Annotated in this window: 12 protein-coding genes; 4 read left to right on the top strand and 8 right to left on the bottom strand. The window is 71.0% G+C overall.

The features are described from left to right. The 8 genes from ACFPIH_RS26230 to ACFPIH_RS26195 are packed head-to-tail and all read right to left on the bottom strand — an operon-like array spanning position 1 to position 7064. Positions 1-1995, bottom strand: coding sequence for an NADH-quinone oxidoreductase subunit 5 family protein (locus ACFPIH_RS26230; protein ID WP_381176184.1), 1995 nt, complete (start codon positions 1993-1995; stop codon positions 1-3). Next, the gene (gene nuoK / locus ACFPIH_RS26225; RefSeq protein ID WP_381176181.1) at positions 1992-2387 is read right to left on the bottom strand and encodes an NADH-quinone oxidoreductase subunit NuoK; all 396 of its coding nucleotides are present in this window, start codon (positions 2385-2387) and stop codon (positions 1992-1994) included. Before nuoK ends, ACFPIH_RS26230 begins: the two co-directional genes overlap by 4 nt. Next, positions 2387-3094, bottom strand: coding sequence for an NADH-quinone oxidoreductase subunit J family protein (locus ACFPIH_RS26220; RefSeq protein ID WP_381176178.1), 708 nt, complete (start codon positions 3092-3094; stop codon positions 2387-2389). Before ACFPIH_RS26220 ends, nuoK begins: the two co-directional genes overlap by 1 nt. Beyond that, positions 3091-3687, bottom strand: coding sequence for a NuoI/complex I 23 kDa subunit family protein (locus ACFPIH_RS26215; protein ID WP_381176175.1), 597 nt, complete (start codon positions 3685-3687; stop codon positions 3091-3093). The genes ACFPIH_RS26220 and ACFPIH_RS26215 overlap by 4 nt, the downstream gene beginning before the upstream one ends. Then, on the bottom strand, positions 3687-4655 hold the full coding sequence (locus ACFPIH_RS26210) for a complex I subunit 1/NuoH family protein (protein ID WP_381176172.1): 969 nt from the start codon (positions 4653-4655) through the stop codon (positions 3687-3689). The genes ACFPIH_RS26215 and ACFPIH_RS26210 overlap by 1 nt, the downstream gene beginning before the upstream one ends. Continuing rightward, positions 4652-6079, bottom strand: coding sequence for an NADH-quinone oxidoreductase subunit C (locus ACFPIH_RS26205; protein WP_381176169.1), 1428 nt, complete (start codon positions 6077-6079; stop codon positions 4652-4654). Before ACFPIH_RS26205 ends, ACFPIH_RS26210 begins: the two co-directional genes overlap by 4 nt. Continuing rightward, complete coding sequence (locus tag ACFPIH_RS26200; RefSeq protein WP_381176166.1) at positions 6076-6678, bottom strand: NADH-quinone oxidoreductase subunit B; 603 nt, start codon at positions 6676-6678, stop codon at positions 6076-6078. Before ACFPIH_RS26200 ends, ACFPIH_RS26205 begins: the two co-directional genes overlap by 4 nt. Beyond that, entirely contained in the window at positions 6669-7064 is a 396-nt protein-coding gene (locus ACFPIH_RS26195) for an NADH-quinone oxidoreductase subunit A (RefSeq protein ID WP_381176163.1), read from the bottom strand. The genes ACFPIH_RS26200 and ACFPIH_RS26195 overlap by 10 nt, the downstream gene beginning before the upstream one ends. Positions 7065-7314: 250 nt before the next feature. Between ACFPIH_RS26195 and ACFPIH_RS26190 the strand changes: the two genes are divergently transcribed. The 4 genes from ACFPIH_RS26190 to ACFPIH_RS26175 form a co-directional block, all read left to right on the top strand. After that, the gene (locus tag ACFPIH_RS26190) at positions 7315-8652 is read left to right on the top strand and encodes a sensor histidine kinase (protein WP_381176160.1); all 1338 of its coding nucleotides are present in this window, start codon (positions 7315-7317) and stop codon (positions 8650-8652) included. Between the two features lie 135 nt (positions 8653-8787). Next, positions 8788-10185, top strand: coding sequence for a sensor histidine kinase (locus tag ACFPIH_RS26185; RefSeq protein WP_381176158.1), 1398 nt, complete (start codon positions 8788-8790; stop codon positions 10183-10185). Positions 10186-10503: 318 nt separating this feature from the next. Beyond that, a complete protein-coding gene (locus tag ACFPIH_RS26180; protein WP_381176156.1) occupies positions 10504-11175 on the top strand; it encodes a LuxR C-terminal-related transcriptional regulator in 672 nt (223 codons plus the stop codon). A gap of 208 nt (positions 11176-11383) precedes the next feature. Further along, positions 11384-12380 (top strand): 2-oxoacid:acceptor oxidoreductase family protein (locus ACFPIH_RS26175; protein ID WP_381176153.1); only part of this gene is annotated, 997 nt, incomplete at its 3' end.

Raw genomic sequence — 12380 nt, 5'->3', positions numbered from 1 at the left:
TCACGCTCCCGAAGCGACGAGAAGGGCGGCGACCGCCAGGACGACGGTGCCGGCGAGCAGCGCGCTCACATAGGTCTGGACGTTGCCGGTCTGGGCGCGCCGTACGGCGGTGCCGAGCCAGCGGGGCAGGGTTCCCGCGCCGCGTACGTAGGTCTCGACGACCTCGCGGTCCAGGAACCGGACGAGGCTCGCGGCGGCCTGGACCGGGCGGACGAACAGCGTCTGGTACACGGCGTCGAGGTGGAAGCCGACGGCGGCGTGGCGGTGCAGCGAGCCGAGCAGAAGCCGTCCGGGGTCGGCCGGGTCGGATGCCGAGGCCACGTCTCCGTAGGCGGGTGCGTGAGTGGCGATGGCCTCGGCCTCGACCGTCCCGGCATCGGCCTCGGGGTGGGCGGCGACCGCACCGATCGGGATACGTGCGGCGAGGGCCGTGAGGTGGCGCCAGGCGGCGTACGTGACGAGTCCGCCGGCCAGGGCGACGCCCGTGCCGATCACCGAGGTGGTGAGGGTCGGGGCGAGGTCGTTGCCGTCGAACCAGTCGGGGAGCGTGCGGTAGGCGAGTACGCCGAGGGCGAGGGACGGCACGGCCAGGACCCACAGCACGACGGTCATGGTCAGCGGTTGGTGACCGTGGTCGGGGGCCTCGGCACCCCGGCCGTGGAAGGCCAGCAGCCACAGACGGGTCGCGTAGGCGGCTGTGAGGAGGGCGGTGAGCAGGCCCGCGACGAGGACGAGCCAGCCGGCGGCGCCGGGGGCGTGTTCGGTGTGGCCGGTGGTGACGTGCTCGGCGGCGCCGAGGACGGACTCCTTGGAGAAGAAGCCGCTGAACGGCGGGATCGCGGCGAGCGCGAGGAGCGCCACGGTCATCGTCCAGTAGGCGTCCGGGACGCGGTCGCGCAGGTGGCTCATGCGGGACATGGCGGCGAGCGAGTTGGTTCCGGCGGCATGGATGATCACTCCGGCCGCGAGGAAGAGCAAGGCCTTGAAGGCGCCGTGCGAGAGGAGGTGGAAGACGGCGGCCGAGCGGTCGCCGACGGCGAGGGCGCCGGTCATGTAGCCGAGTTGGCCGATCGTCGAGTAGGCGAGGACGCGCTTGATGTCGTCCTGCGCGAGCGCGGCGAGCCCCGAGCCGACCATCGTGACGGCGGCCATCGTGGCGAGGACGACCATCGCGGCCTGCGAGGCCTCGAAGACCGGGAGGAGCCGGGCGATGAAGTAGACACCGGCGGCGACCATCGTCGCGGCGTGGATCAGCGCGGAGACGGGCGTCGGGCCCGCCATCGCGTCGGGGAGCCAGGTGTGCAGCGGGAACTGGGCCGACTTGCCGGCCACGCCCGCCAGGAGCAGCAGGGCGACGAGGGTCGGATGGTCGAGTCCGCCGTGCGCGACGGTGGCGAGGACCTTCGTGATGCGGAAGGAGCCGGCGTCGGTGGCCAGGGCGAACAGACCGATGAGGAAGGGGACGTCGCCGAGCTTGGTGACCAGGAAGGCCTTGATGGAGGCGGCGCGGGCCTCCGGGGTCTCCCAGTAGTGGCCGACGAGGAAGTAGGAGCAGATGCCCATGACCTCCCAGCCGACCAGCAGCACGATCAGGTCGCCGGAGTAGACGACCAGGAACATCGCGGAGGTGAAGAGGGAGACGAGCGCCGCGTAGGAGGGGTAGCGGGGGTCGTCGCGGAGGTAGCCGGTCGAGTAGATCTGCACACAGGTGGCGACGGTGGCGACGAGTACGGCGACCAGGGCTGCGAAGCCGTCGATGTGCAGGGCGAGTTCGATCGGGACCGAGCCGGTGGGGGTGAGTTCGGTGGCCGCGTTCACGGGGCCGTCACCGCCCTGGCGTACGGCTACCAGGGCGGCCAGCACCAGGGAGGTGAGGGTCGGCAGGACGGCGAGGGGGCGGACGAAACCGGGGGCGGTGCGGCCCAGGAGCAGTCCGGCGAGCGCACCGAGGAAGGGCAGGAGGGGGACGAGGACGGCGAGGGTGGTCGTGGTCACGCGCTGGCCTCAGCCTTCTCGGCGCCCGGATCGGTCGCGGGGGTGTCGGTCTCGTCACCCTCGGCGGTCTCGTGGCCCTCGGCGGTGTCGCGGAGCCGGTCGATGTCCGAGGTGCCACGGCCCCGGTGCACCGCGAGGACGATCGCCAGGCCGATGCCGATCTCGGCGGCGGCGATGGCGATGGTGAACAGGGTCAGAGCCTGCCCGGAGTGCAGGGTTTCCTCGGCGGTCCGGCTGAGCCAGACGTCGAAGGCGACCAGGTTGAGGTTGACGGCGTTGAGCATCAACTCGACCGACATCAGGACGAGGATCGCGTTGCGACGGGCGAGGACGCCGTACAGGCCGGTGCAGAAGAGGAGGGCGGCGAGGACGGCGGGGTAGGCGAGGTGCATCAGCGGACGCCTTCCTGCTCGGCCGGGCCCTGCCGGGAGTCCGGAGCGGATTCCGAACTTTCGGTGACGGATTGGGAACTCTGAGTGACGGGCGGGCCGTTCACCGGGAGAGAGCTCGAATCCGACTCGGCCTTCGCCTTACGGGACAGGACGATCGCGCCGACCAGGGCCGCGAGGAGGAGGACGGAGAGGGCCTCGAAGGGAAGGACCCAGTTCTGGAAGAGGCTGGCGCCGGTGACCTCGGTGGAGCCGGCGGCCGGCCCGTCCAGGTCGATCCAGGTGGTGCGGAAGGCGTCGACGACCACCCAGACCAGCGCTGCGGCCGAGGCCACGGCGACCGTGAGGGCGGCCCAGCGGTTGCCGGAGTCCGCGTCCGGGGAGCGGCCGATGGGGGCCTTGGTGAGCATCAGACCGAAGAGAAGGAGGACGACCACGGAACCGACGTAGATGAGGACCTGCACCCAGGCGATGAACTCGGCGGTGAGCAGGAGGTACTCGACGGCGAGACCACCGAGGGCGACCACCAGCCACAGGGCGGCGTGCACCAGCTGCCGGGTGGTGACGGTCACCAGGGCGGCCCCGAAGGTTGCCAGGCCGACGAGGAGGAAGGCGATCTCGACACCGGTCGGGGAGAGAAAGCCGTGCGGGTCACGGGCGGCGAGAGACGCCGTCGCGGAGACGGAGGCAGAGGCGAGGGCGGGCGTCACGACTGTCCCTCCTGTGGCTCGGCGGGCTCGGCGGGCTCGGCGGGTCCGGCAGTCTCGGCGGGCTGGGCCTGGGCTGCGGCCAGCTTCTCTGCCGCCTTGCGGGCGGCGGCGATCTCCTTCGGCTCCTCGGCGGCGGGGTCGAGGGCGGGCGGGGCCGGGACCGTCCACATCCACTCGCGGAGCTTGTCCCGCTCGTGGGTGAGGTCGCGGATGTCGGTCTCTGCGTACTCGAACTCCGGGGACCAGAACAGAGCGTCGAAAGGACAGACCTCGATGCAGATACCGCAGTACATGCACAGGGAGAAGTCGATGGCGAAGCGGTCGAGGACGTTGCGGCTGCGTTCGCGTCCACCGGGGGCGGCGGGCGGCACGGTCTCCTTGTGGGAGTCGATGTAGATGCACCAGTCGGGGCACTCACGGGCGCAGAGCATGCAGACCGTGCAGTTCTCCTCGAACAGGCCGATCACACCCCGGGTGCGGGGCGGGAGCTCCGGCTGGGCGTCCGGGTACTGCTCGGTGACGGACTTCCTCGTCATCGTGCGGAGGGTGACGGCCAGGCCCTTGGCGAGGCCGGAGCCTGGGATGGGGGCCACTAGGAAATCACCACCTTGACGACGCCGGTGAGGGCGATCTGGGCGAGGGAAAGGGGGACGAAGAGGGTCCAGGAGAGCTTCTGGAGCTGGTCCTCGCGCAGGCGGGGGTAGGTCACACGCAGCCAGATGACGACGAAGGCGAGGACGGCCGCCTTCAGCAGGGTCCAGACCCAGCCGAGGCCGTCGGCGCCCCAGGGGCCGTGCCAGCCGCCCAGGAAGAGGACGGTGGTCAGGCCGCACAGGACGACGATTCCGGCGTACTCGGCGAGCAGGAAGAGGGCGAAGCGCAGGCCGGTGTACTCGGTGTACGCGCCGAAGATGATCTCCGAGTCGGCTACGGGCATGTCGAAGGGAGGGCGCTGGAGTTCGGCGAGGCCGGCGACGAAGAAGACGATCGCACCGGTGATCTGCCAGGGCAGCCACCACCACTCGAAGGCGTCGACGATGCCGGGCAGGGAGACCGTGCCGGCCGCCATCGCCACCGAGGCGGCGGTGAGCAGCATCGGGAGTTCGTAGGCGAGGAGTTGCGCGGCGGTGCGCAGGCCGCCGAGGAGGGAGAACTTGTTGGCGCTGGCCCAGCCGGCCATGAGGGAGCCGAGCACACCGACGCCCATGACGGCGAGTACGAAGAACACGCCAGCGTCCAGGACCTGGCCGACGGCGCCCTCGCCCGGGCCGATCGGGATGGCGAGGAGGACGAGGAGGTAGGGCAGGAGGGCTACGGCGGGGGCGAGTTGGAAGATACGGCGGTCCGCGCCCGCGGGGACCACATCCTCCTTCTGCGCGAACTTCACGCCGTCGGCGATGAGTTGGGCCCAGCCGTGGAAGCCACCGGCGTACATCGGGCCGAGGCGGCCCTGCATGTGGGCCATCACCTTGTGTTCGGTCTGACCGACGATCAGAGGGAAGGTGAGGAAGACGACGAAGACGAGCAGGAGTCGCAGGCCGACGTCGAGTGCGTCGTTCACCGCGGACCTCCTGGCGGGGTTTCGGGGGTGTGGGGCTGAGGTTCGGAGTCGCCGACGGAGGACGACTCCTCACCCGAGTCGGGCTGGTCCGGCTGGTCCTTGGCCGGCTGTTTCGGGTCCGGCTGCTTCGGGGCCGACTGGTCCTGCTCCCCCTGGTCCTGGGCCTGCTCCGGCTCCTTGGGTACCGGCCGCTTACGTTCCGGCTCGTCGAAAGCCGGGCGGGCGTGGTGCCAGGGGGCGTCGGAGCTGCGGGGGGCCGTGGCGGGGCGCGTCGGCTTGTCGGAGACGGAGTCGGACTCGGACTCGGACTCGGAAGTGGAGTCTGGGGCCGGGTTTGAGGGGTGGGTGCGCTGGGAGGCCGAGCCCTGGGAGGCGCTGCGGGATCGGCGGGGGCCGGCCGGGGCCGCGGGGGTCTCGGCGGGGGCGGGGGCAGCCGACTCGGCCTCTGCGGGCCCGGCCGCCGTTGGCCCAGCCTGCGCCGGCCCGGCCTCCGATGCCTCAGCCTCCGCTGCCGCAGCCTGCGCTGGTGTGACCTGCGCCGTCCCTGTCTCCGGCGGAGTGACCCGCGTCGGCCCGGCCTCCGGTGGAGGGGTTTGCATCGCCCCAGCCGCCGTTGGCCCAGCCGCCGTAGCCCCAGCCGCCGTTGGCCCAGCCTGCCTGGGCTCGGGCGGTGTGGGTCCGGGCGCTGTCGGCGGGTGGGTCGGCTGGCTGGCTGAGCCCTCGGCTGCGGTGCGGGTGCGGCGGGGTGGGCGGTCGGTGGGCGCTGGGCGGGGTGGGCGGTCGCCTGCTGCTCGGCCCGGTGCAGTGCTGCGGGCCGGGCGGGTGGGGGCCGGGGGGAGCTGGCCCTTGAGGGGGCCCCATTCGTTCGGGTCGGGGACGCCTGGGGGGAGCATCTGGCGGCGTCGCGGGGCGCCGTGTCCCGCACCGGCAGCGGGCTCCCGCTCCCCCGGTTCCTTGGCGCCGGGCCAGGCCTTGGCGACGCGGGCGGCGAGGACGAAGTCCTTGCGGAGGGGGTGGCCCTCGAAGTTCTCGGGGAGAAGGAGGTGGTTCAGGGCGGGGTGGCCGTCGAAGCGGACGCCGAACATTTCGTGGGTCTCGCGTTCGTGCCAGGCGGCGCCCGCGTAGACGTCGACGGCGGAGGCGATGGTCGGCGCCTCGTGCGGGACGGTCGTACGGAGGAGGAGGCGACGGACGGGGGCCAGGGCCACCACGTGTGCCGAGATACGGAAGCCGGTGCCCGGTTCGTCGACGGCGCTGAGCCAGTCGAAGTAGGTGCAGGAGAGGTCGTCGCGGGCGGCCCGGAGCGCGGTGGTCCAGGAGGCAGGCGGGACGTCGACGGTCAGGACGCCGTAGGACTCCTCGGCGGTGGCGTCCGGGCCGAAGAGTTCCGTGGCGGGGGCGGGGAGCCAGCCGGGCTGGGTCATCGCGCGTCCTCCGGGGTGGGCGGCGGCGTCACCAGTCCGCTCTGCAGGGCCGTGGCCGAGGGGCGGGAGGTGCCGTAGCGCTCGGTCAGGGACTCGCGGGCGATCTTCTCCTGGAGCTTGAGGATGCCCTGGAGGAGCGCCTCGGGGCGGGGCGGGCAGCCGGGGACGTACACGTCGACGGGGATGATCTGGTCGACGCCCTTCGTCACCGAGTAGGAGTCCCAGTAGGGGCCGCCGCAGTTGCTGCACGCGCCGAAGGAGATGACGTACTTGGGTTCCGGCATCTGCTCGTAGAGGCGCTTCACGGCGGGGGCCATCTTGTCGGTGACCGTGCCCGAGACCACCATCAGGTCGGCCTGGCGGGGGCCCGGCGCGAAGGGGATGACGCCGAGGCGGATGAAGTCGTGGCGGGCCATCGACGCGGCGATGAACTCGATGGCGCAGCAGGCGAGGCCGAAGTTGAAGACCCAGAGGGAGTAGCGGCGGCCCCAGTTCAGGACGACCTTCATCGGCTCGGGAGCGAGGCGGGCGAGGGCGCCCAGGCGCTTGGGCTCGGGGAGCAGCAGCGGCTCGGTGGAAGGAGGCGGGGTCACGTCCATGTCAGGACGCCCTTCTTGTACGCGTACAGCAGGCCGACGGCGAGGAAGCCGAGGAAGATGAACATCTCCACGAGGGTCGTCGCGCCGTAGCCGGGGGCGGCGAAGACCGTCGCCCAGGGGAACAGGAAGATCGAGTCGACGGCGAAGATGACGTAGAGGAAGGCGTACACGTAGTAGCGGACCTGGGTGTGGGCCCAGCCCTCGCCGACGGGGTCGACGCCGCACTCGTACGTCATGAGCTTCTCGGGGGTGGGGACCACCGGGCGCAGGAGGCGTCCCGCACCGAAGGCGACGGCGACGAAGAGCACGCCGACGACGGCGAGCAGTCCGACAACCGAATAGGACCGGAAGTAGTCTGCCGCGACCTCGACGGTCGGTTCCCGCAAGTCCGTCCCCTCGCTCCCTGGCCTCGGGCTGGGAGGCCCCGATGGCCGCTCGGGCCCCTGGGGCCTCTTCGACGATCTGTATGCACGGAGTCTAGGCCCTGATAAAGGGACGGTAAGCAGCCCGTCACGCCTCGGACCGCACTCCACGGCCCTCCGACCACCCTGGGACCGCGGGGCGGGGGTTTTCCCCAGGAAGCAGGCAGGGCGAACCTCATGGCGCGGTGGCGCGCGGGGCGGCACGCTAGCCCATATGACCACTTCCCACCAGCCCGCCGAACAGCAACCGGACAGACAGCGGACAGCCGGACAGCAGAAAGCCGGACAGCGGACAGCCGGACAGCGGACAGCCGGACAGCACGCGGCCGTGTCCCAGGCCAGTGGATACCAGGCCAGCCAGCCCAGTGGGTACCAGCCCGTCGGAGGGCGGGGCGAGGACGGGCTGCCGCCGGCCCGGTTCGCGCTGGGGGCACAGACCTGGAAGGAGATCGCGCATCTCCTGGCCAACCTGCCGATGTCGCTGGTCGGCTTCGTGTATGTGATGACGGTGATCGCCATCGGCGCCTCGCTGACCCTCACGGTGGTCGGGCTGCCGCTGCTCGCGCTGGGGCTGGCGGGGGCGCGGCTGGTGGGCCGGTTCGAGCGGGGGCGGGCTCGGCTGCTGCTCGGGCTGCGGATCGACGAGCCGAGCCCGTTGCCGCGACGCCGGGCGGGTGGTCCCCTCGCGTGGATGTGGCTGGCGCTGAAGGACCCGGTGGCCTGGCGCACGGTGCTCTACGACTTCATCCGGCTGCCCTGGGGCATTCTCACGTTCTCCATCATCGTCCCGTCCCTGTTCGTGCTGTGGCCGGTGCTGCCGTATCTGGCGCGGGGTCTGACCAACGCGGACCGGGCGATGGTGCGGGCGCTGCTGTCGCCGTCCGACGACCTGGAGCGGCGGATCGCCGAGCTGGAGTCGGACCGAGGGGTCGTCGTGGACACGGCGGCGGCCGATCTGCGGCGGATCGAACGAGATCTGCACGACGGCGCACAGGCCCGGCTGGTCAATCTGGCGATGGGGCTGGGGCTGGCGAAGGAGAAGCTCCTGGAGGGTCAGGCGGACGACGCGGTCGCGGCGATGGTGGAGGAGGCGCACGGCGAGGTGAAGCTCGCGCTGCAGGAACTGCGGGATCTGGCGCGCGGGATCCATCCGGCCGTGCTGACCGACCGGGGACTGGACGCGGCGCTGTCGTCGGTGGCATCGCGATGCACGGTGCCGGTGAAGGTGACCGCCGACCTGGGGTCCAGACCGGCGCAGGCCATCGAGGGCATCGCGTACTTCACGGTCTCCGAGCTGCTGCAGAACATCAGCAAGCACAGCGGGGCGCGGTCGGCCTCGGTGGACGTGTGGCGGACGGACGACCGGCTGCTGATCCAGGTCTGGGACGACGGCCGGGGCGGGGCGAGCCTCGACGCGGGTTCGGGTATGCGCGGGCTGGCGGAGCGGCTGGACGCCGTCGACGGGCTGTTCGTCGTGGACTCGCCGGTCGGGGGGCCTACGACGGTGACGGCGGAGCTGCCCTGGCGGGAGCGGCAGCGGGAGCAGGGGTGAGCGAGAACGAGGCTGAGGGGCGGGGGTAGGGAAAACCCCCCTTTCGAGACGCCGACGGACTCCATGGTTCCTCGGGGCGTCCCCTAGGAGGGTGGAGGTAAGGGACGGCGGCTACGAGGAGAACGGACGGCGGCGATGGCCACGCAGTACGGGCAGTACGGCTCCGGGTACGGGTACGGGTCGGACTACGGATCGGATGACGAGTCCGGGTACGGATACGGGTCGGAGCACGGGAGGCGGCGGCGTCGGGTGCCCACCGCGTTGCGGGAGCCGGTCAGCGGGCGGCACTGGCGTGAGCTCGCCTATGTGCTGCTCGGTTTCCCGATCAGCGTCACGCTGTTCGTCTTCACCGTGAGCATGCTGTCGGCGGGGGCGGGTCTGCTGGTGACGTTCGTCGGTATCCCGGTGCTGGCGGCGGCGCTGGCCGCGTGCCGGGGCTTCGGGGCGCTGGAGCGGGCACGGGCGCGGGGGCTGCTGGGGCTGGAGGTGGGCGATCCCGAGCCGTTGCGGGTGCGCGCGGGCGGCGGGGCGATGGCGTGGATGGGGGCCGTCCTGAAGAGCGGCACCTCGTGGCGGAACGCGCTGTTCGTGCTGCTGCAGTTCCCCTGGGCGGTGTTCTCGTTCGCCGTGACGGTGGCGGTGTGGACGTTCGGGTGGACGTTGCTGACGTACCCGGTGTGGTTCTGGGTGTTCCCGATGTACGGCGGGCAGGGCGGGTTGCAGCTGTACGGCGACGAGCAGCACCAGGTGTATCTGGACAACCCCTTCGAGATCACCGTGACGGCGCTGGTGGGGCTGCTCGTCACGCTGGCGACGCCGTGGATCGTGCGGGCGCTGACCACCGTGGACCGGCTGCTGGTGCACGGGCTGCTCGGGCCCTCGCGGCTGGTGTCCCGGGTGGTGGAGCTGGAGTCGGACCGGGGGGTCGTCGTGGACACGGCGGCGGCCGATCTGCGGCGGATCGAACGGGATCTGCACGACGGCGCGCAGGCCCGGCTGGTCAATCTGGCGATGGATCTGGGGCTGGCGAAGGAGAAGCTGCGGGAGGATCCGCGGGAGGCGGCGCGGATGGTGGACGAGGCGCACGGCGAGGTGAAGACGGCGCTGCAGGAGCTGCGGGACCTCGCGCGCGGGATCCATCCGGCCGTGCTGACCGACCGGGGGCTGGACGCGGCGCTGTCCGCGGTGGCGTCGCGGTGCGTGGTGCCGGTGCGGGTGGAGGTGGATCTGGTGGAACGGCCGGTGGCGGCGATCGAGGGGATCGCGTACTTCACGGTCTCCGAGCTGCTGCAGAACATCAGCAAGCACAGTGGGGCGCGGTCGGCCTCGGTGGATGTGTGGCGGGTGGAGAACCGGTTGATGTTGCAGGTGGAGGATGACGGGGCGGGCGGTGCGGATGCCTCCGGCGGGTCCGGGCTGGCGGGGCTGGCGGGGCGGCTGGATGCGGTGGACGGGATTCTGGTGGTGGATTCTCCCGTAGGGGGGCCTACGCGGATCACTGCGGAGTTGCCTTGGCGGGGGGTGCGGGGGTAGGGGGCGGCTGGTTTTCGCCCCCGCCGCCCTTACCCGTTCCCCTCCTCAGGGGCGCGCTGCCCCTTCGACCCCGCTCTGGGGGCTACGCCCCCAGGCCCCGCCCCCCTTCGGCCCTGAACGGGCCTCGTCCTCAAACGCCGGACGGGCTGAAAGACACCCGACCGGCGTTGAAAGACACCCCGCGAAAACCCGCCGTTGCCAGTCCTGATCCCGTCGTCCTCGTGGTCCTCGTGCCCGTTGTGGGGTGCAGATGGCGTCGATGCTGGAATGCTGGAGGTCGTTCAACACAGCGGGTGGACGGCTGGGGGGCCGAGGATCGTGGAGGACAGGGTGCGGGTGGTGATCGCCGAGGATTCGGTGCTGCTGAGGGAGGGGCTCACCCGGTTGCTGACCGACCGGGGGCATGACGTCGTCGCCGGCGTCGGGGATGCCGAAGCACTGGTCAAGACCATCGCCGAGCTCGATGACGAGGGCGCCCTGCCCGATGTCGTCGTCGCCGACGTACGAATGCCGCCCACGCACACCGACGAGGGCGTGCGGGCGGCCGTACTGCTGCGCAAGGCGCATCCGGGGCTCGGGGTGCTGGTGCTGTCGCAGTACGTGGAGGAGAGGTACGCCACCGAACTACTGGCCGGTTCCAGCCACGGAGTGGGGTATCTGCTCAAGGACCGGGTGGCCGAGGTGCGGGAGTTCGTGGACGCCGTGGTGCGGGTGGCCTCCGGGGGAACCGCGCTCGATCCCGAGGTCGTGGCGCAGCTGCTCGGGCGGAGCCGGAAGCAGCACGTGCTCACCGGTCTCACTCCGCGTGAGCGGGAGGTTCTGGGGCTGATGGCCGAGGGGCGGACCAACTCCGCCATCGCCAAGCAGCTCGTCGTGAGCGACGGAGCCGTGGAGAAGCACGTCAGCAACATCTTCCTGAAGCTCGGTCTTTCGCCCAGTGACGGGGATCACCGTCGCGTACTTGCGGTCCTCACCTATCTCAATTCCTGAGGGCATGCCACTGTGCCACCCGGTGGGTCTCCCGCGACGAGACCGCGGGGCGGTAAATCATGACAAGTCGGGGTGCCGGGTCGTCTCGGGGGCAGCGACGTCCTACGAATGGCCGAGGGAAGGTGACCCTTACCGACGTAGGGTTGATCCAGGAGGGTCTTCGAGAAGGCCGCTCCTGGGACAGCCGCCTCGAAGGAGGTCCAGTTCAGTGACCAGTCAGGTCAGCAGCGCAGCGGAACAGGCCGGGCAGGACGAGCAGGCCGACGGAACCGTAGTGGGAGAACAGCGCAAACCGGGCACGGCGGAGAAGGACGTACGCCGCCTCGACCGGGTGATCATCAGGTTCGCCGGGGACTCGGGTGACGGTATGCAGCTCACCGGTGACCGCTTCACCTCGGAGACGGCCTCGTTCGGCAACGACCTCTCCACGCTCCCGAACTTCCCGGCCGAGATCCGTGCCCCCGCCGGCACCCTCCCCGGTGTCTCCTCCTTCCAACTGCACTTCGCCGACCACGACATCCTCACGCCGGGTGACGCGCCCAATGTGCTGGTCGCGATGAACCCGGCGGCGCTGAAGGCCAACATCGGCGATCTGCCCCGCGGCGCGGAGATCATCGTCAACACCGACGAGTTCACCAAACGCGCCCTGCAGAAAGTGGGGTACGCGGCCTCGCCGCTGGAAGACGGCTCCCTCGACGGTTACCAGCTCCACCCGGTCCCCCTGACCACCCTGACCGTCGAGGCCCTCAAAGAATTCGCCCTCACCCGCAAAGAGGCCGAGCGCAGCAAGAACATGTTCGCGCTCGGCCTCTTGTCATGGATGTACCACCGGCCCACCGAGGGCACGGAGAAGTTCCTCAGAACGAAGTTCGCGAAGAAGCCGGAGATCGCCGAGGCGAACCTGGCCGCGTTCCGCGCCGGCTGGAACTTCGGCGAGACGACCGAGGACTTCGCCGTCAGCTACGAGGTCGCCCCGGCCGCCACCGCGTTCCCGCCCGGTGTCTACCGCAACATCTCCGGGAACCTCGCCCTGTCCTACGGCCTGATCGCCGCCTCCCGCCAGGCCGACCTGCCCCTCTTCCTGGGCTCGTACCCGATCACCCCGGCCTCCGACATCCTCCACGAACTCAGCCGCCACAAGAACTTCGGCGTCCGCACCTTCCAGGCCGAGGACGAGATCGCCGGCATCGGCGCCGCCCTGGGCG

It is taken from the genome of Streptomyces vulcanius (assembly GCF_042653945.1).
Taxonomy (GTDB): Bacteria; Actinomycetota; Actinomycetes; order Streptomycetales; family Streptomycetaceae; genus Streptomyces; species Streptomyces mangrovi.
This window is presented reverse-complemented; position numbering and strand designations above follow the sequence as displayed.